Genomic DNA, 19,230 nt, shown 5'->3' on the forward strand with positions numbered 1-19,230 from the left:
CCGACGCCGGTCGACCCACGCACGGAGGACTTCCCATGACCATCAGCCTCGACCGACGCCACGAGACCGCCCTCGCGGTCCAGCAGCTCGGCGGCAACATCGGTGCCCGCATCGACGGCGTCCGGCTCGGCGCCGACCTCGGCGACGACACGATCCGCCAGATCCGAGCCGCCCTCCTCACCCACAAGGTCGTCTTCTTCCGCGGTCAGGACCACCTCGACGACGAGGGGCACATCGCCTTCGCCGAGCAGCTCGGCAGCCTGACCACCGCGCACCCGACGGTCAACACCGGCAGCGCGCGGATCTTCACCCTCACCGCCAACAAGGGCATGGCCGCCAACAGCTGGCACACCGACGTGACCTTCGTCGACCGCATCCCGGCGATCAGCATCCTGCGCGGCGTCACCATCCCGGAGTACGGCGGCAACACGGTGTGGGCCAACACGGCCGTGGCCTACGAGTCGCTGCCGGCCTCGCTGCGCGCCCTGGTCGACAACCTGTGGGCCCTGCACAGCAACGACTACGACTACGCCCACTCCGCGGAGTCCCCCGAGTCGGTCGAGGAGTCGCACAAGTCCTTCACCCGCAGCCAGTTCGCCTCGACCACCTTCGAGACCGAGCACCCGGTGGTGCGGGTCCACCCCGAGACCGGCGAGCGCACCCTGCTGCTGGGCCACTTCGTGAAGAAGTTCGTCGGCCTCAACCAGAAGGAGTCCGCGATCCTCTTCAACCTGCTCCAGGACCGCGTCACCAAGCTCGAGAACACCATCCGGTGGAGCTGGCAGCCCGGTGACGTGGCGATGTGGGACAACCGCGCCACCCAGCACTACGCGGTGGCCGACTTCGACACCCAGCCTCGCGAGGTGCGCCGGATCACCGTCGCGGGCGACATCCCGGTCGGGATCGACGGCCGTTCCAGCATCCCGCTGAAGGGCGACGCCGCGTCGTTCTCCGACATCGGTGCGCTGGTGAGCTGACGTCACGCACGTCGCTCACCACCTCGCTCAGCCGGCCGGGTCCCCACGGACCCGGCCGGCTGTGCCGCGTCAGGGCGGCTCCCCGCGGCTCAGCGGCTCAGCAGGTGACCTCACCGTCGGGGACGACGCCGTCGATCAGGTAGGACTCGATCACCTCGTCGACGCAGGAGTTGCCGGCGTTGTAGGCGGTGTGGCCGTCGCCGTCGCGGGTCACCAGGATCGCGGAGCCCAGCTGCTCGGCGAGCGCCTCGGCCCACTCGTACGGCGTCGCGGGATCCCGCGTGGTGCCGGTGACCAGGATCGGCGCCGCTCCCTCGCCGTCGATCTCGAGCGGCTCGGCCGCCTCCCCCGAGAAGCCGTCACACCCGACGAGGCCCCAGGCGAAGATTCGGCCGAAGGTGGGCGAGGCCTCCTCGAAGGCGGCGTACTCGTCGGGGACCTTCGACGCCGGGACCGAGGACGGGTCGTCGAGGCAGTTGATCGCGTAGATCGCCTCCGAGGAGTTGTCCAGGTAGCCGTCGGGCCCGCGGGAGGCGTAGAGGTCGGCCAGCTCCAGCAGCCTGGTGCCGTCGCCCTTCATCGCCTGCTCCAGCGCCCGGGTCAGCAGCACCCAGTAGTCGCGGTTGTAGAGGGGGGCGACGATGCCGTAGAAGGCGTTGCCGACCTTGAGCTCCCGGTCGCCGGCGGGCAGGGGCTTCTTGTCCACCCGGTCGATGAGCTGCCTGATCGCGGCCAGCCCCTCCTCGACCGAGTCGCCGAGGAAGCAGTCCCCGCTGTCGACGCAGTCCTGCACGTAGGCCCTGAGCGCGGTCTCGAAGCCCCGGGCCTGGCCCAGGCTCAGCCCGCGAGCGTCCAAGGAGACGTCGACCGCACCGTCGAGCACGAAGTGGCCCACCCGGTCGGGGAAGAGCTCGGCGTAGGTGGCGCCCAGCTTGGTGCCGTAGGAGGCGCCGAAGTAGTCCAGCTGCTCCTCCCCGAGGGTGGCCCGCAGGACGTCCATGTCCTTGGCGGCCTCCACGGTGGAGACGTGGTCGGCCAGGTCGCCGCTCCGCTCGGCGCAGCCACGGCCGAACCGCTCGGTCCACTCCATCAGCTCCGCCGCCTCGGCGGGGGTGTCGGGGTCGGGGTCACCGGCCAGGTAGTCGTCGAGCTCGGAGTCGGTGAGGCAGTCCACCGGGTTGCTGCGGCCGGTGCCGCGGGGGTCGAAGCCGACGATGTCGAAGTGGTCCAGCAGCGGGGCACGGAAGACCAGAGAGGCCTGGGCGGCGTACTGGGTGCCGGGGGCGCCCGGTCCGCCGGGGTTGACCACCAGCGACCCGACCCGCCGGTCGGGCGCGTCGGCCAGCACCTTGAGGAGCGCGAGGTCGAGCTGCTTGCCGTCGGGCTCGTCGTAGTCCTGCGGCACCTTGAGCCAGCCGCACTCGTAGCCCTGCCCGCAGTCGGACCAGTCGACCTCCTGGGAGTAGAACGGCTGGAGGTCCTCCTCCGGCGCCTTCGTGGCGTCCTGGGAGGGGGCGCCGCCGGTCTTGAGGGGGCGCTCGGGGACCCGCGTCGTCTGGGTGTCGTCGCGCCCGGCCCTCCCGTCGCCGTCGTCCAGGAGCAGGGCAGCTCCCACCGCGACCGCCCCGAGGACCAGCACCAGCGCCAACACCGCCGCCACCACACGCTTCACCGACCGGTACCGCCTTCCAGCCGCAGCGCGACCATCATCGACTCGAGCGCCATCACCGGTGGCACGTTGAACTCCAGCATCTGCTCCCGGGCCACGAAGATCGCCTCGATCCGGCGCAGGTTCTCCTCCGGGGTCGACCTGCGCGCCAGGGTGGCGACGTCGGCCCGGATCTCCTCGTTGACCAGGCTGCCCGGGGCGCCCAGCTTGAGCGCGATGGCGTCCCGGTAGACCGAGACGAGATCCATCAGGCCGCGGTCGACGACGTCGAGGAGCCGGCGCTTGGCCCGGGTCTTCTGCCCCTTCTCCAGGTCGCGCAGCGCGGGGGCGTACTCCCGTGGGCGCTTGCCGCGGCCCTCCACCCCGTACGACCTGTCCAGCTCGGACTTCTCCCGCGCGTCCAGCGCGGCGGTCTGGGACTCGGCCTCGGCCTTGGCCACCTCGAGCAGGTTGGACGCGGCGTTCATGCACGAGCCCAGCGACGTCAGCCGCGCCGGGAGGCGGACCACCTCGGCCCGTCGGTTGCGGGTCTCCTCATCACGGGCCAGCGCCCGGGCCCGGCCGATGTGACCCTGGCTGGCGCGGGCGGCGTGCGCGGCCAGGGGCTCGCCGACCCCCTCGGTGCGGACCAGGAAGTCGGCCACCGCCGCGGCCGACGGGGTGGTCAGCGTGACCAGGCGGCAGCGGGACCGGATGGTCACCAGCACGTCCTCGGCCGACGGGGCGCAGAGCAGCCACACGGTGCGTGCCGTCGGCTCCTCGATCGCCTTGAGCAGCGCGTTGCACGCCTGGTCGGTGAGCCGGTCGGCGTCCTCGACGATCATCACCTGCCACCGGCTGCCGTTGGGGGCGAGCGCCGACTTGCGGACCAGATCGCGGACCTCGTCGACGCCGATGGAGAGCTTCTCGGTGCGGACCAGGGTGACGTCGGCGTGGGTCCGCCCCAGCACCGTGCGGCAGGCGTGGCACTCGCCGCAGCCGGCGCGCTCGCACTGGAGCGCGGCCGCGAAGGCCATGGCCGCGTTGGAGCGGCCCGACCCGGGCGGGCCGGTGAAGAGCCAGGCATGGGTCATCCCGTCGCCGAGCGCCGCCCGGCCGAGGGTCTCCACGACGTGGCGCTGGCCGACCAGGGTGTCCCAGACGCCGGCGGCGGGCAGCCGGGTGGCGGTCACTCGGCCACCGCCGGGGCGGACGTCGTGACCGGGTCCAGCAGCGGGGCGAGCCGGCTCCGGACGGCGGCGGCGATCTCCTCGACGGGGGCGCGCGCGTCCAGGACGAGGTAGCGAGCGGGATCCTCGGCGGCCATCGCGAGGAACGCCTCGCGCACCCGCTGGTGGAAGTCGAGCGACTCCCCCTCCATCCGGTCGCGCTCGGTGAAGCGCTCCAGGCCCGCCGCGGGCTCGAGGTCGAGGACGACGGTCAGGTGGGGGCGCAGCCCGCCGGTGGCCCAGCGCATCACCGGCTCCACCTCGGCAGCGCTCAGCGCCCGCCCGGCACCCTGGTAGGCGAGCGCGGAGTCGACGTACCGGTCGGTGATCACGACCTCGCCGCGCGCCAGCGCCGGGAGGACCACGGTGTCGACGTGCTCGGCCTTGTCGGCGGCGTAGAGCAACGCCTCGGTGCGGTCCGACAGCTCCCCGGTGGCCGGGTCGAGGACGATCCGCCGCAGCCGCTGCCCGACCGCGGTGTCGCCGGGCTCGAAGGTGAGGACCACGGTGTGCCCCTGGGCCTCCAGCCACTCCCGCAGCGCCCGCGACTGGGTCGACTTGCCGGCGCCCTCGCCGCCCTCGAAGCAGACGAAGAGACCGGTGTCGGCGTACACGGGTGGGACGGGCGCGCTCACCTGCCCCACCCTACGCGGGGCGCGACGGGGCGCGACGGGGCGCGACGGGACTAGCCTGGGCCGATGAGCTGGTGGACCGACCACGTGGTGCCGCGGCTGACCGACGCCACCCTGGCAGCGCCGGAGATCGGGGAGCTGCGCACGCAGGTGTGCGCCCCGCTGACCGGGCGGGTACTGGAGATCGGGTTCGGCTCCGGCCTCAACCTGCCGCACCTGCCCGCCGCGGTCACCTCGGTCGACGCCGTCGAGCCCTCGGACCTGGGGTGGTCCCGCTCGTCGGCCCGGCGGGCGGCCGCAGGTGTCCCGGTCGAGCGGATCGGCGTCGACGGCCAGGCCCTCGACACCGGGGACGAGGCCTACGACTCCGCGCTGGTGACCTTCTCGCTGTGCACCATCCCCGACCCGGCGCGGGCGCTGGCCGAGGTACGCCGAGCGCTACGGCCCGGCGGCACCCTCGCCTTCCTCGAGCACGGTCTCTCCCCCGACACCGCGGTGGCCCGGTGGCAGCACCGGCTCAACGGCCTCCAGGGCTGCGTCTGCGGCGGCTGCCGGCTCACCCACGACCTGCCGGCACTGCTCGCGGCCGCGGGCTTCGAACCGGTCGCGCTCGAGCAGCGCTACCTGGTCTCCGGCCCCGCGGCCGCGCGCCCGTGGGGCTACGGCTTCCTGGGCTCCGCCCGCAGCTGACCTCCGGGCCGGGTCAGGCCGGGCAACGGGCCCGGCTCGGGCACCGGGGGCAGGCTCCGGACGGCCGCCGCGATGGCAGCCTCCAGGAGCGAGCGCAGACGCTGGTCGCTGTCGGCGTTCTCACCCCGCACCCCCCGGACCGCGGCCCGGACCAGGGTGGGCGCGACCCGCTTGTGGAAGACCTTCTCCGAGACCGGCCTGCCCTGGGCGAAGCGCCGGGCCCACCCGGCCTCGCCGGGGACCTCGCGCAGCACCTCCTCGATCTCGGCCCTGGTGGTGCCGCGACCCGGCTCGGGGTCGCCGATCACCTCCAGCAGCCGCTGCACCGAGAGCAGGCCGGCGGCCAGGGCACGCTGTACCGACTGCGGCGAGAGGGGAAGGGCGTGGATCGCCGCCGCCGCCGCGACCTCGACCTCGGTGCGCGGTCCGCCCCGCAGCCCCACCACCGACGGCACCATCACCGCGAGCGCGGAGCGCTCCCCGTCGCTGATGTTGTCGTTGACGAGCCGGGCGAGCTCGGCCAGGAGCGGGTCGGTGCAGGCCGGATGGTCACTCCACCGCTCACCGGCCAGCACGGAGGCCATCTCCATGAAGCACGCGCCCGATCGCGGCGTTCGGTGGCGGCCTCGGGACAAGATCGGGAAGCTGTCAGGTGTCTGCGACATGGTCATGGGCGTTCCTCCTCCATCCAGCGTGCGCCCGATCCGCCAGGGGATCAAGGGGTCCTTCTGCCCCTTCCCCGGGGCAAGACGACCGGGCAGTCGGGGCCGGTCTGGGGTTGACTGTCCCCAGCGCGCGACCACGGGGGGTGGTCGCGGCGACGACGTCGGGGGAGCCATGACATCGCTGTCGAGCAGGAGCCGCGGCCGTCTTCGGGGGCTGCTCACCGCCCTGGCCACCCTGCTCGCCGCGGGATCGGTCGCCGTCCCGACGCAGGGTCCGCGCGACGCCGCGCAGGCGACCGGTCCGCTGGTGGGTCCCGCCACCACCTGGCGCTACCTGGCCGACGACACCGACCCGGGCACGCCGGCCGACCCGCGGGTGTGGACCACCCCGGGCTACGACGACAGCCGCTGGGCGTCGGGCCAGGGCGGGTTCGGCGGCCGTCGCCTGGGCAGCCAGGGCGAGACGCCGGCGTTCGACCAGGGCCGGGTCGCCGTCACCCAGCTGCCGATCCGCCCCACAGGTGCCCTCAGCAACGTGCGCACCTACTTCTTCCGGACCACCTTCGAGGTGACTCCCGAGCTGCTCGCCTCGGGCCGCGACCTGGTCGGTGACGCCTACGTCGACGACGCGGCCCTGATCTACCTCAACGGCCGCGAGGTGGTGCGGCACCTGGTGGAGCCGGGCACGCCGAACCTCGCGTTCGACGACGGTGTCGGCGGCGACCTCGACTTCACCCTCGCCTCCCAGGACCTCCGCGTCGGCACCAACACCCTGGCCGTCGCGCTCCACCAGGGCCGCCCCGACAGCTCCGACATCTGGTGGTCCCTGGACCGGCTCGCTCCCGTCCCGGCCCCGCCCCCGGCACCCACGGAGCCGGCGCCGAGCCGGGTCGTGCTGACGCCCACCGCGACGCCGGCGACCTCCCAGCACGTCACCTGGCTCGCGGCCACCGCCGAGGACACGCCCGGCCAGGTCGAGCTCCAGCCGGCGGCCGGCGGCGCGGTGCGCACCGTGGCGGCGAGCAGCCGCGGGCCGGCACCCAACCAGGCCCGCCGTCACTTCACCGCCACCCTGAGCGACCTCGCGCCCGGCACGACGTACCGCTACCGGGTGGGCGTGGCGCCCGTCTGGTCGTCCTGGGCCGCCTTCACCACCGCCGATCCCGACGACCCCGACCTCGAGTACGTCTACTACGGGGACGCCCAGACCGGGCTGGACACCACCTGGCCGCGGGTGGTGGAGATGGCCGAGGCGAGCGCGCCCGACTCCATCGGCTCGGTGCACGCCGGCGACCTGGTCGACGTCGGCAACCACGACCACCTGTGGGACAGCTGGTTCCGCGCCATGGCGCGCTCCGCGGCCGGCACCAACGTGCTGGCTGCCCCGGGCAACCACGAGTACGCCGGGGACCGGCTGCTCCGCTCGTGGAAGGCGCACTTCGAGTACCCCGCCAACCACCCCGACAGCGGCACCATCGGCGCGCTCGCGGCCCGCGCGGTGGGCGACGGCGCGGCTGCCCGCCAGCACCGCGCGCTCTTCGACCACTGGCGCGACCTGGCGCACGAGACGATCTACTTCACCGACTACCAGGACGTCCGCTTCGTCACCGTCAACGCCACCCGCGACCTGCAGTTCCTGACCCCGGCGGCGCTGCCCTCCTGCGCGGGGGACGACTGCCCCGAGCTCCGGATGGCCGAGCTGTGGGTGGAGTACCAGGCGGCGTGGCTCGACCACGTGCTGGGCGCCTCCCCCGCGCGGTGGAACGTCGTCACCTTCCACCAGCCGGTGCTCTCCGCCACGGCGGGGCGCGACGAGCCGCTGCTGCGCAAGCACTGGCTGCCCGTCCTCCAGCGCCACGACGTCGACCTGGTGCAGATGGGCCACGACCACGCCTACGCGCGGGGCTACCTCGACGAGGACCGCACCGCGGATCCCGGGGTCACCGACGGCCCGGTCTACGTGGTGAGCAACTCCGGCGACCGGCACTACAACCTCGAGGCCCCGGCCCGGAACGTGTGGACCGCGAACGGCGCCACCCAGGTCCTCCTCGGCGCCCGGGTGACCACCTACCAGGTGGTCACGGTCTCCGAGGACGCCCTGGTCTACCGCTCGTTCCTGGCCGAGACCGCGCCCGGGGCCTACACCGTGCCCGCGCGGCCCCTGGTGGTCGGCGAGGTGCTCGACTCGTTCACCATCCACAAGGCCGCCGACGGGACCAAGCGCGTGGTCGAGACGGGCACCCGGCCGCCGGAACCCGCCGCACCGACCCCGACGCCGACGGTCCCGGCCGTGGCGCCGACGCCCCCGGGCCCGCGGACCCCGGAGACCCGGCCCCCGGAGACCCGGCCCCCGGGACCAGCCGGCGCCGGCAAGCAGCGGGCCCGCGTCCGCGTCGCCGGCGCCCGGCTCCGCGTCGGACGACGGGGGGTGGCCTGGCTGCAGGCCTCCACCTCGGGCACCGCCCGGGTCACCCTGCGGCTGGGCCGGAAGAAGGTCCACCGCACCGTGCGGGTCACCGCCACCGGCCGGACCAAGGTCTCCCTGGGCAAGGTCCGGCCCCGGCTCGTCCCCTCCGGCACCGGGACGGCCCGGCTGGTCGTCGTGCTCCTCCCGCACGACACGGGTTCCTACGCGCGGGCCCGTGCGGTCGTGAGGCTCAAGGTCCGGCGGTGAGCCGGCGCGGCGTCGCCCGCTGGGGCGACGCCGCGGCTCAGGCCTTCTTGGCGGCGGCCTTCTTCGCCGTCGTCTTCTTCGCCGCCGTCTTCTTGGCCGTGGACTTCTTCGCGGCCGCCTTCTTCGCGGGAGCCTTCTTGGCGGGCGACTTCTTCGCGCCCTTCTTGGCACCCTTCTTGGCCGGACCCTTGGCGCGCCGCTCCTCCAGCAGCTCGGCCGCGCGCTCGAGGGTGATGTCCTCGACCGTGTCGTCCTTGCGCAGGGTGGCGTTGTACTCGCCGTCGGTCACGTACTCGCCGAAGCGGCCGGCCTTGACCACGATCGGCTGACCCGAGACGGGGTCGTTGCCGAGCTCCTTGAGCGGTGCGGTGGCCGCGCCGCGACCCCGAGCCTTGGGCTGGGCGTAGATGGCCAGCGCCTCGTCCAGGGTGATGGTGAGCAGCTTCTCCTCGGAGTCGATCGTCCGGGAGTCGGTGCCCTTCTTCAGGTAGGGGCCGTAGCGGCCGTTCTGGGCGGTGATCTCCACGCCCTCGGCGTCCACCCCGACCACGCGCGGCAGGCTGAGCAGCTGGACGGCCTGGTCGAGGGTGACCGTGTCGAGGGACATCGACTTGAAGAGCGAGCCGGTGCGCGGCTTGGCGCTCTTGGGCGCGTCCTCGGGGAGCACCTCGGTGACGTAGGGGCCGTAGCGACCGTTCTTGGCCACCACCCTCAGGCCGGTCTCGGGGTGGACACCGAGCTCGATCTCCTCGCCCGCCGGGTTGGCGAGGAGCTCCTTGGCCTTGGCCAGGGTCAGCTCGTCGGGCGGCAGGTCGTCGGGCACGTTGGCCCGCTTGGCCGGCGCGGTCCCGTCGTCGTCCGGACCCGGGACCTCCTCGATGTAGGGCCCGTAGCGCCCCACCCGCAGGTGGATGCCGGAGTCCTCCCCGCCCACCGGGAACGTCGCGAGCTCGCGGGCGTCGATGTCGCCCAGCCCGGTGACCAGCGGGTGGAGGCCGGTGACCTTGTCGGAACCGTAGTAGAACTCGCCGAGCTCGGTGACGCGGTCGCGACGCCCGGCCGCGATCTCGTCGAGGGTGTCCTCCATGTCGGCGGTGAACTCGTAGGAGATGTGGCGGGGGAAGTGCTCCTCCATCAGCCGGATCACCGAGAAGGCGATCCAGGCGGGCACCAGCGCCGTGCCCTTCTTGTAGACGTAGCCGCGGTTCTGGATGGTCCCCAGGATCGAGGCGTAGGTGGAGGGGCGACCGATCTCGCGGTCCTCCAGCTCCTTGATCAGGGTCGCCTCGGTGTAGCGGGCCGGCGGCTTGGTCTCGTGGCCGGCCGCGGAGATCGACGCGGCGCTGACCGCGGCCCCCTGCACCAGCTCGGGGAGGCGGGTCTCCTGGTCGTCGCGCTGCTTGGAGCTGTCGTCGAGCCCCTCGACGTAGGCCTTCAGGAAGCCGTGGAAGGTGATCACCCGGCCCGAGGCACCGAAGACCACGTCGCGGCCGTCGGAGGCGGTCCCCCCGAGGCGGACCGAGACCGACTGGCCGACCGCGTCCTTCATCTGGGAGGCGACGGTGCGCATCCAGATCAGCTCGTAGAGCCGGAACTGGTCGCCCTTGAGCCCCGTCTGGGCGGGGGTGCGGAAGGTGTCGCCGGCCGGGCGGATCGCCTCGTGCGCCTCCTGGGCGTTCTTGACCTTGGAGGCGTAGGTACGAGGGGCGTCGGGCAGGTACTCCGCGCCGTAGAGCTCGCGGACCTGGTCACGCGCAGCTCCGACCGCCGCGCTGGAGAGCGTGGTGGAGTCGGTACGCATGTAGGTGATGAAGCCGTTCTCGTAGAGACGCTGGGCCACCGACATGGCCACCGACGCGCTCATCCCCAGCTTGCGGCCGGCCTCCTGCTGCATCGTGGTGGTGCGGAAGGGGGCGTACGGCGAGCGCTTGTAGGGCTTGGACTCGACCGAGCGGACCTCGAAGGAGGTGTCGTAGAGGGCCTCGACGAGGCCCTCCGCGGCCTTTCGGTCCAGGTGGGCGACCGAGTCGGGGGACTTGAGCTCCCCGACCTGGGTGAAGTCCGAGCCGCGGGCGACCCGCTTGCCGTCGACCGAGTGCAGCTTGGCGGGGAACATCCGCGGGTCGGCCTCGGCGCCGCCGTCGAAGGTGCCCTCGAGGTCCCAGTAGGAGGCGACGCGGAACTTCATCCGCTCGCGCTCGCGGTCGACGACCAGGCGGGTGGCCACCGACTGCACCCGGCCGGCGGAGAGGCCGGACATGACCTTCTTCCACAGCACCGGGGAGACCTCGTAGCCGTAGAGACGGTCCAGGATGCGGCGCGCCTCCTGGGCCTCCACCAGGTCCATGTCGATCTCGCGGGGGTTCTCCGCGGCCGCCAGGATCGCGGGCTTGGTGATCTCGTGGAAGACCATCCGGCGCACCGGGATGCCCTTGGGCTTCAGCTCGTCGAGCAGGTGCCAGGCGATCGCCTCGCCCTCACGGTCCTCATCGGTGGCGAGGAAGAGCTCGTCGGCGTCCTTGAGCAGCTTCTTCAGCTTGGTGATGTGGCTCTTCTTGTCCCGCGGGACGACGTAGTAGGGCTCGAAGCCGTGCTCCACGTCGACCCCGAGCCGGCCCCACGGCTTGTCCTTGATCGTGGCCGGGGTGTCGGCGGCACTCTGGGGCAGGTCGCGGATGTGGCCGATGGACGACTCGACCACATAGCCCTTGCCGAGGTACCCACCGATCTTCTGGGCCTTGGTCGGGGACTCCACGATGACCAGCTTGTGCGCCACTTCTTGTTTTCCTTGCTCGAGGGACCGCACGTGGGACTCACGCGAGGCTCAGAGCCGACACGGTAGCGCGACATCTCATCAACGCCGCTCACGCCGTCCCCCGTGTGGGCCGCGTCGGCGCGCGGGCGGCGTCCCCGATTTAGGGGAATCAGGGCGCCACACGGGCCTCCGCGGCTCCGGTTCTGTCAAAGTGCGCCGGTGAGACCCGTGTCATCGACGCCGCGCCGCCGCGCCCCGAGGGCCCTCCTGGGAGTGCTCCTCGCCCTGCTGACCGTCCTCGTCGTGCCCTCGCTGGCCCAGGCCGCCGACGACCCGGAGTGGGGGCTCCTGTCGGGCCGGGTCAGCGCCGCCGGCGGCGGGGAGACCGGCTCGGTCGACGGGGTCGCGCGCTCCGCCCAGGGCGACTACCCGTTCGACACCGACCCCGACGGCCGCTGGGAGGTCGACGTCACCGCGGGCGGCCCCTACACCCTCACCTTCGCCGAGGAGAGCGACGTCTTCGCGACGCTCACGCTGCCCACCACCTACCCGGTGGCGGCCGACCAGACGGTCACCGTGCCCACGGTCACGCTCACCCGGTACGCCTACGGCACCGTCACCGGGACGGTCCGCACCGAGAACGGTCCCGTCCTGCCCGACGCCGAGGTCGAGCTGGTGCGCCTGGTGGGCGACGCCGCACCGTACTCCGGCCACGAGGTCGTCGCCGCGACCACCACGGACGCCCAGGGGGTCTACCGGTTCGCCGACGTGAAGTACGGCCCCGGCCTGACCTACACGATCGGCGCCTCGGCCGCCGGCCACCGCAACGCCTACCTCGGCGGCACCCGCGACCCGGCGACGAGCGCCCCGCTGCCCGTCTCCGGCACGGTCACCGCGCCCGTCCTGGCGCTGCGCTCGGCGCCGCACGTGCGCGGGGTCGTCCGCGCCCCCGGAGCCACCGAGCCCGAGCCGCTCGACCGGGTCGACGTCGAGCTCCACCGCTGGGACGCCACGGCCGGCGAGTTCAGGCTGGTCGGCACCGACCGCTCCCGCAACGGCGGCAAGTACGCGGTCGAGCTGGCCGCCCCCGGACCGCACACGCTGCGCTTCGTCACCGACGACGTCGCCGACCTGGCGGACTCCGGCTGGCTCGGCGGGGCCGAACCGACCTCCCCGAGCTCCCCCGGCGTCTTCGTCGTCCCGGACTCGCTCGCCGAGATCACCCGCGACGACGTCCTCCTCGCCCCGCTGACGGCCAGCGGCACCCTGCTGGCGGCCGACGGGACGCCCCGCCCCGGTGTCACCGTGGTGGTGCACCGCTGGGACGACCCGTTCTACTCGCCCACCGGCGCCACGGCGACCACCGGCCCCGACGGCACCTTCCGGGTCCGGCTCCCGCGGGAGTCGACGGTCACGCTGGAGTTCGTCCAGGCCGGTGCCGCTCCGCTCTTCCTCGGCGGGGGTAGCGAGCTCCCCGAGACCGGCGTGGGGCCGCACAGCGTGACGGTGGGGCAGGCACCGGTCGTCCTCGGCCGGCTCGTCGCCGGGGTGCCCACGGCGACGCCCGACCCGACGCCCACGCCCGTCCCGACTCCCACGCCGACGCCCGTGCCCACGCCCGTGCCCACGCCGGCGCCCGTGCCCACGCCCGTGCCCACGCCGACGCCCGTGCCCACGCCGACGCCCGTGCCCACGCCGGCGCCCGTGCCCACGCCCGTGCCCACGCCGGCGCCCGTGCCCACGCCGGCGCCCGTGCCCACGCCCGTGCCCACGCCGGCGCCCACCCCCGCGCCGGCGCCCGCGCCACCCGCACTCGCGTCGTCCCAGGTGCGGCTCAAGGTCGACAAGTCGAGGTCGACCCGCAAGAAGGTCGCCGTCGTCGTGGTGCTCAAGGTCTCCGCCGGCGGGTCGAGCGCCGGTCTGGTCACCCTCAAGGCGGGCAAGAAGGTCCTCGCCAAGAAGACGGTCGGCGCTCGGACCACGCGGGTCACGCTGATGGTCAAGGCGGCGAAGCTCCGTGCGCTGCAGGGCTCGAGCAAGCGCGCGACGAGGCTGCAGGCCCTCTTCGGGGGGAACCCGCAGACCGCGAGCGCGGTCTCGAAGCCGACGAAGGTCTGACGCCCCCCGAGCTGGGTCCCGCGCCGCCATCGGGGAGGGTGGCTGCGCGGGACCCGTCCGTCAGTGGGCCTCCTCCAAGAAGCCCTCGGCGACCAGCTCGGCGACCGCCGCCAGGTGGGTGGACCGCAGCCGGGCCGGGTCGGAACCCAGCAGCGAGGCGATCGCGTCGAGGATCTGCCCCACCTCGAGCTCGCCGTCGCAGGCACCGACCAGCGCCGCCTCCACCGTGTCGACCTTGCGGGCCCGGCGCAGCCCCCGCTGCTGGCGCAGCACGATCGTCTCGGGGTCCTCGGCGCCCGGCTGTCCGTGCGTCTCCTGCACCACGTCGACCGGGGCGACCAGCCGCAGCCCGGTCAGGTCCGGGGTGCGGTGCAGCAGGTCGCGGGCGCGGGCCCAGCGGGCGGTGGCGGGCGCGATCGGCTGCTCCACCTCGTACGGCCACTCCAGCAGCTCGCGGGCCGTGCCGGCGGTCGGGCCGCCCTTGCGCAGGTTGATCCAGCCGAAGCCCACGCCCTCGACCTGCTGCTCGTCGAACCAGCTGAGCCAGGTGTCGTAGCGGCGCACGTAGTCGGGGCCGCCGTGGTGACCGGCGTCCTTGAGCCACAGCTCGACGTACGCCGCCGGGTCCAGCACCTCCCGCTGCACGACCAGGGCGTCGGTGCCCGCCGGGATCCACTCCTCGAGGCGCTCCGACCAGGAGCGGTCGCGGGCGATCACCCAGTTGGCCAGCACCTGGCACCAGCCGCCGTCGTTGAGCAGGCCCGGGGCGCTCCGGACGATGTGCTCGACCACCCGGTCGCCGGGCAGCCCCGAGTCGCGGTAGACCAGCCGCTCGCCGGTCGCCGGGGAGATGACGAACGGCGGGTTGGTGGCGATCAGGTCGAAGGTCTCGCCCGCGACCGGCTCGAAGAACGAGCCGTCGCGGACCTCGACGCCGGCCACGTCGTTGAGCGCCATGTTGAACCGGGTCATCCACAGCGCCCGCTGGTTGACGTCGGTCGCGACCACCCGCCGGCTGTGGGCGGCCAGGTGCAGGGCCTGCACCCCGCAGCCGGTGCCGAGGTCCAGCGAGCTGCCGACGGGCTCGCGCAGCGTCATCTGCGCCAGCGAGGTCGAGGCGGGGCTGATCCCCAGCACGTGGTCGGGGCCCACCCGGGTCTGGCTGCCGTCCAGGCCGGGGGTGAGGTCGCTGACCACCCACAGGTCCGGCAGGTCCGGGTCGTCGGTGGCATAGGGACGCACGTCGAGGCGGGCCGCCACCTCGCCCACCGAGCGCTCCACCAGCCCCTGGGCGGCGAGCCGGTCCAGGAGGCCGGGCAGCGCCTGCTCGGCGTGCTCGGCGCTGACCGGCACCTGCAGCAGGAAGAGCCGGGTCAGCGTCTCGAGCGGCGAGCCGCCCCGGGTGGCCCGGACCCCCGGCGTCGTCTCGTTGCGGCCGAGGGCGGCGTGGGCCTGTGGGCCGAGGAGCTCGGCGACGGCGTCGTAGGTGAAGCCGGCGGCGATGACGTGGGAGCGCAGCTCCCGGGCGAGGGCGGCGAGCTGGTCGGACATGGCGCTCATCCTCGCAGAGGCCACGACGGACTCGGACGCGGCAAAGGCTCAGCAACGCGCGCGCGGGGCCGATGGGGACCCACATGACCACCCTCGACCTCCAGCTCCTCGACGGCGGTCTCGAGGAGCCCTCCGTCGATCTGCGCGTCACCGCCGTGCTCGAGGTGCTCGGCGGCGCCCAGCCGGGCGAGGTCGCCCACCGCCACGGGGTGGACCGCGCGGTGCTGACGCGCTGGGTGCGCGGGTTCGTCGCCTCCGGCACCGCCACGGTCACCAACCGCCCGGAGCCCGGGGCCGCGCAGCAGCGCGACCGCTTCCTGGCCGCCTTCGCCCACGAGCTGCGGACCCCGCTGACGGTGGCCCGGGGCTGGGTCGGGCTGCTGGCCGACGAGGAGCTGGAACCGCCGGTGGCGCGCACCGTCGACAAGCTGGACCAGGCCCTGGGGCGGCTCACCGAGCGGATCCGCGACGTGGAGCTCCTCGCCGCCGCCTCCCTGGGCCTGCTGCGGCCCGAGCCGCGCCGGGTGCCCGTAGGCCGGCTGCTCGCGGACCTCGCCGGCGCCGACGGCCTGCCCGGCTGCCTCCCTGCCGACCTCGCCGCGGACGGGGCGACCGGTCCCGCGGTGCTGGTGGACCCCACGCTCTTCCGGCGGGTGCTGCGCGACCTGTGGGAGGCGGGCGGCTCGCAGCCGGCGCCCCGCACCCTGCGGTGGGAGGTGGTCGTCGCCGAGCCGTGGGTGGAGCTGCGCGTGGTCCGCGACGCCGACCCCATCGACCCGGCCGTGCTGCAGGCCCTCTTCGACCCCTTCGACCTCAACGACGACGCCTCCGGGGTCACCATCGGGCTCTACCTGGCCCGGGCGCTCACCGTGGCGCACGGCGGCACCCTCGGCGTCGAGCAGGACGACCACCGGGCCGTCCTGTGGGTGCGGGTGCCCGCCGCCGGCCCCGCCCCCCTGCTCACCACCGCCGTCTCACCGTGAGACGGCCGACCGACCACCAGGAGAACCCATGACCTTCAAGCTGGCCTGCGGCGACGTGATGCCCGGGTGCGCGTCGCGCTTCGAGGAGACCGACCGCGACGTGCTGCTGGCCAAGGTGGCCGCACATGCCGCCGCCGACCACGGCATCACCGAGCTCACCCCCGAGGTGGTGCAGGCGGTGGAGAGCCGGATCGTCTCCACCGCCTGACCCCGGCCGGCGACGGCCGACGACCCTCAGCCGGCGGCGGGGCTCTCGGTCTCGGGCACGCACGCCATCAGGGAGCTCAGCAGCGTGGGGTTGGACGCGGCGGCCTCCTGGCCCTCGACCATGGAGGTGACGAAGAAGCCGCGGAGCACCTCCTCGTCGAGGGCGTCCTTGATGCACTGCTTGGCCGCCTCCGGCACCGTGGTGTCGGCGTCCATCTGGGTCAGGAAGGTGCCGCGCAGGTCGACGCCGCACTCGCCGAAGTTGTCGTAGATCGTCTGCGCCTCGTCGTCCTTGAGCTCGACCGAGGTGAACTCCAGGCCGTTGGACTGGGCCGCGAACTCGCTGGGGCTGCCCGCCTGCTTCACCCGGTCGAGTCCGACCACGTCGATGAACCCCTCACTGAAGCAGCGGGCCTGCTCGCCGTCCATCGGCGAGGACTTCCCGGCCATCTCGGTGGCCAGCGCGTCGACGTAGGCCTCCTCGTCGCCACCCTCGGAGTCCTCGCCGCCACACGCGGTGAGCGGCAGCGCGAGGAGGGCGGCGAGGAGGAACGGGGTGAGACGACGCATGCGGGAACTGCCCTTCGATGAGGGCGCGCATCGCGCCCGGCTGCGGTGACCTGTCGTGGACTGCGGCGACTATAGGGGAGCCGCCCCGCCGGTGGCATCGCTCCGATTGATGATCACGCGCTGGGCCCGATGTTAGGCCGGGTACGCCGCCCGGGCTCCATCGAGGAGGACCCGCCGTCGTCCCCGTCGTCGTTGATCGCCACCTCGCGCTGCTTGGAGACCCAGATCGCCACGACGATGATCGCGACCGCCGCCAGGGCGATGGCGACCCGCAGCACGTCGTTCTGGTCCTCGCCCACGCTCAGCGACACGACCGCACCGGCGATCAGCAGCGAGACCAGGTTCATCACCTTGATCAGCGGGTTGATCGCGGGACCGGCGGTGTCCTTGAAGGGGTCGCCGACGGTGTCGCCGATGACCGTGGCGGCGTGGGCGTCGGAGCCCTTGCCGCCGTGGTGACCGTCCTCGACGAGCTTCTTGGCGTTGTCCCAAGCCCCGCCGGCGTTGGCCAGGAAGACCGCCATCAGGGTGCCCGCGCCGATCGCGCCGGCCAGGAAGCCGGCCAGCGCGGTGACGCCGAGCCCGAAGCCGACGGCCACCGGCGCCAGCACCGCGAGCAGGCCCGGCGCGACCAGCTCGCGCAGGGAGTCGCGGGTGACGATGTCGACGACCTTGCCGTACTCCGGGCGTGTGGTCCCCTCCATGATCCCGGGGATGTCGCGGAACTGCCGGCGCACCTCGAAGACCACCGCGCCGGCGGCCCGGCCGACGGCGTTGATGGCCAGGCCGGAGAAGAGGAAGACCACGGCCGCCCCGAGGAGCACGCCGACCAGGACCGCCGGGTTGAAGACCTCGAAGCGGAGCACCTCGTCGGAGCCGGAGTCGGCCAGCGCCTCGAAGACCGAGGTGGCGTAGGAGCCGAAGAGCGCGGTGGCCGCGAGCACCGCGGTGGCGATCGCGATCCCCTTGGTGATGGCCTTGGTGGTGTTGCCGACGGCGTCGAGCTCGGTGAGGATCTGCGCCCCCTCCTCGCTGACGTCGCCCGACATCTCCGCGATGCCCTGGGCGTTGTCGGAGACCGGCCCGAAGGTGTCCATCGCGACGATCACCCCGACCGTGGTCAGCAGCCCGCAGCCGGCGAGGGCGACGGCGAAGAGCGAGACCGTCAGCGAGGCGCCGCCCAGCAGGTAGGCGCCGAAGACGGCGCTGCTGATGACCAGCGTGGTGTAGACCGCGGACTCGAAGCCCACCGAGAGGCCCGAGAGGATCACCGTGGCGGCGCCCGTCAGCGAGGTCTTCCCGACGTCCTTGACGGGGCGGTACTCGGTGCCGGTGTAGTAGCCGGTGAGAGCCAGGATCCCGGCCGACATCACGATGCCGATGACGACGGCGGCCGAGGCGATCAGCCGCGGGTCGCCGTCCAGCAGGGCGAAGGCCGGGCCGAACTCCGCGAAGCTGCCCGGCAGGTAGAGGTAGGAGAGCGCCACCGAGCCGACGGCGCCGACGGCGGCGGAGACGTAGAAGGCCCGGTTGATGGTCGTCAGGCCGTTCTCCTGCGCCCGCGGCCTGGTCAGGAAGACCCCCAGGACGGCGGTCAGGACACCCACGGCCGGGATCAGCAGCGGGTAGACCAGGCCCTTGTCGCCGAAGGCCTGCGAGCCGAGGATGAGCGCGGCGACCAGGGTCACGGCGTAGGACTCGAAGAGGTCGGCGGCCATCCCGGCGCAGTCGCCCACGTTGTCGCCCACGTTGTCGGCGATGGTGGCCGCGTTGCGCGGGTCGTCCTCGGGGATCCCCTGCTCGACCTTGCCGACCAGGTCGGCGCCCACGTCGGCGGCCTTGGTGAAGATGCCGCCGCCGACGCGCATGAACATCGCGAGCAGGGCGGCCCCGAAGCCGAAGCCCTCCAGCACGTGGGCGGCCTCGTCGCGGAAGATCAGCACCACCACGCTGGCCCCGAGCAGGCCCAGGCCCACGGTGGCCATGCCCACGAAGGCGCCGGTGCGGAAGCCGATCCGCATGGCCGGGTCGCGGCCCTCGTTCTGGGCGGCCGCGGCCACCCGGACGTTGGCCCGCACCGCCAGGGACATGCCCAGGTAGCCGATCGCCGCGGAGAACCCCGCCCCCAGCAGGAAGAAGATCGAACGCCCGATCCGGACGGACAGGTCGTCGGCCGGCAGCGCCAGCAGCACGAAGAAGGCGATGGCGGCGAAGAGGGCGAGCGTGCGGAACTGGCGCGCCAGATAGGCGTTGGCGCCCTCCTGCACGGCCTGGGCGATCGTCTTCATGTTGCCGGTGCCATCGGAGGCAGCCATCACCTGGGACCGGAAGACCGCCGCCATCACGAGCGCGCCGAGCGCGATCACGAGGACGACGACGACCAGGGCGAGGTTGCTCCCCGAAAGCTCCGGTTCCACGACGGTGGGAAGGATCCCGAGCATGAACGGCCTCCTGGGTCGTGCGGATGAGTCCAACCGAGGCGGAGTCTACGCAGATGTGACCCGCACCACGCCACCCCCGAACGCCCGGAT

At 73.4% G+C, this 19,230-nt stretch carries 14 protein-coding genes; 6 read left to right on the top strand and 8 right to left on the bottom strand.

Annotated features, from left to right (window positions below; translation table 11 throughout):
- Nucleotides 1-35: 35 nt before the first annotated feature.
- A complete protein-coding gene (locus AC4BG9_RS07775; RefSeq protein ID WP_489965818.1) occupies nucleotides 36-977 on the top strand; it encodes a TauD/TfdA dioxygenase family protein in 942 nt (313 codons plus the stop codon).
- Nucleotides 978-1,074: 97 nt separating this feature from the next.
- Here the strand turns inward: AC4BG9_RS07775 and AC4BG9_RS07780 are convergent, their stop codons facing one another.
- Genes AC4BG9_RS07780 through tmk form a run of 3 tightly spaced genes read right to left on the bottom strand, consistent with a single transcriptional unit; the run spans nucleotide 1,075 to nucleotide 4,489 of the window.
- Nucleotides 1,075-2,649, bottom strand: coding sequence for an alpha/beta hydrolase (locus AC4BG9_RS07780; protein WP_490570507.1), 1,575 nt, complete (start codon nucleotides 2,647-2,649; stop codon nucleotides 1,075-1,077).
- Nucleotides 2,646-3,818 (bottom strand): DNA polymerase III subunit delta', encoded by a 1,173-nt coding sequence (locus tag AC4BG9_RS07785; protein ID WP_490570508.1) that lies wholly within the window; start codon nucleotides 3,816-3,818, stop codon nucleotides 2,646-2,648. Before AC4BG9_RS07785 ends, AC4BG9_RS07780 begins: the two co-directional genes overlap by 4 nt.
- Nucleotides 3,815-4,489, bottom strand: a complete 675-nt coding sequence (gene tmk / locus AC4BG9_RS07790) for a dTMP kinase (protein ID WP_490570509.1) — start codon at nucleotides 4,487-4,489, stop codon at nucleotides 3,815-3,817. Before tmk ends, AC4BG9_RS07785 begins: the two co-directional genes overlap by 4 nt.
- Before the next feature lie 63 nt (nucleotides 4,490-4,552).
- On the opposite strand from tmk, the gene AC4BG9_RS07795 reads away from it, so the two are divergent.
- Nucleotides 4,553-5,176, top strand: a complete 624-nt coding sequence (locus tag AC4BG9_RS07795; protein ID WP_490570510.1) for a class I SAM-dependent methyltransferase — start codon at nucleotides 4,553-4,555, stop codon at nucleotides 5,174-5,176.
- Here the strand turns inward: AC4BG9_RS07795 and AC4BG9_RS07800 are convergent.
- Nucleotides 5,146-5,766: a hypothetical protein gene (locus AC4BG9_RS07800; RefSeq protein WP_490570511.1), complete on the bottom strand. Its 621-nt coding sequence runs from the start codon at nucleotides 5,764-5,766 to the stop codon at nucleotides 5,146-5,148. The two genes, AC4BG9_RS07795 and AC4BG9_RS07800, sit on opposite strands and share 31 nt — an antisense overlap.
- A gap of 247 nt (nucleotides 5,767-6,013) precedes the next feature.
- Between AC4BG9_RS07800 and AC4BG9_RS07805 the strand changes: the two genes are divergently transcribed.
- Nucleotides 6,014-8,515: a purple acid phosphatase family protein gene (locus AC4BG9_RS07805; protein ID WP_490570512.1), complete on the top strand. Its 2,502-nt coding sequence runs from the start codon at nucleotides 6,014-6,016 to the stop codon at nucleotides 8,513-8,515.
- 37 nt (nucleotides 8,516-8,552) lie between these two features.
- On the opposite strand, the gene topA is transcribed toward AC4BG9_RS07805, so the two are convergent.
- Nucleotides 8,553-11,291: a type I DNA topoisomerase gene (gene topA, locus AC4BG9_RS07810; protein ID WP_490570513.1), complete on the bottom strand. Its 2,739-nt coding sequence runs from the start codon at nucleotides 11,289-11,291 to the stop codon at nucleotides 8,553-8,555.
- Between the two features lie 198 nt (nucleotides 11,292-11,489).
- Here topA and AC4BG9_RS07815 point away from each other — a divergent pair, with 198 nt between their 5' ends.
- Nucleotides 11,490-13,388: a carboxypeptidase-like regulatory domain-containing protein gene (locus AC4BG9_RS07815; RefSeq protein ID WP_490570514.1), complete on the top strand. Its 1,899-nt coding sequence runs from the start codon at nucleotides 11,490-11,492 to the stop codon at nucleotides 13,386-13,388.
- 60 nt (nucleotides 13,389-13,448) lie between these two features.
- Here the strand turns inward: AC4BG9_RS07815 and AC4BG9_RS07820 are convergent, their stop codons facing one another.
- The gene (locus AC4BG9_RS07820) at nucleotides 13,449-14,939 is read right to left on the bottom strand and encodes a DUF7059 domain-containing protein (protein WP_490570515.1); all 1,491 of its coding nucleotides are present in this window, start codon (nucleotides 14,937-14,939) and stop codon (nucleotides 13,449-13,451) included.
- An 83-nt stretch (nucleotides 14,940-15,022) separates the two neighbouring features.
- Between AC4BG9_RS07820 and AC4BG9_RS07825 the strand changes: the two genes are divergently transcribed.
- Both AC4BG9_RS07825 and AC4BG9_RS07830 read left to right on the top strand, forming a co-directional pair.
- Nucleotides 15,023-15,922 (top strand): sensor histidine kinase, encoded by a 900-nt coding sequence (locus tag AC4BG9_RS07825; RefSeq protein ID WP_490570516.1) that lies wholly within the window; start codon nucleotides 15,023-15,025, stop codon nucleotides 15,920-15,922.
- 28 nt (nucleotides 15,923-15,950) lie between these two features.
- Nucleotides 15,951-16,130, top strand: coding sequence for a DUF1059 domain-containing protein (locus AC4BG9_RS07830; protein WP_490570517.1), 180 nt, complete (start codon nucleotides 15,951-15,953; stop codon nucleotides 16,128-16,130).
- Nucleotides 16,131-16,156: 26 nt separating this feature from the next.
- Here AC4BG9_RS07830 and AC4BG9_RS07835 read toward each other — a convergent pair whose 3' ends face one another.
- Together AC4BG9_RS07835 and AC4BG9_RS07840 are read right to left on the bottom strand one after the other, a co-directional pair.
- Nucleotides 16,157-16,699: a hypothetical protein gene (locus tag AC4BG9_RS07835; protein ID WP_490570518.1), complete on the bottom strand. Its 543-nt coding sequence runs from the start codon at nucleotides 16,697-16,699 to the stop codon at nucleotides 16,157-16,159.
- Nucleotides 16,700-16,812: 113 nt separating this feature from the next.
- On the bottom strand, nucleotides 16,813-19,140 hold the full coding sequence (locus tag AC4BG9_RS07840; RefSeq protein ID WP_490570519.1) for a sodium-translocating pyrophosphatase: 2,328 nt from the start codon (nucleotides 19,138-19,140) through the stop codon (nucleotides 16,813-16,815).
- Between the last annotated feature and the right edge of the window lie 90 nt (nucleotides 19,141-19,230).

It is taken from the genome of Nocardioides sp. Z40_12, assembly GCF_058215795.1.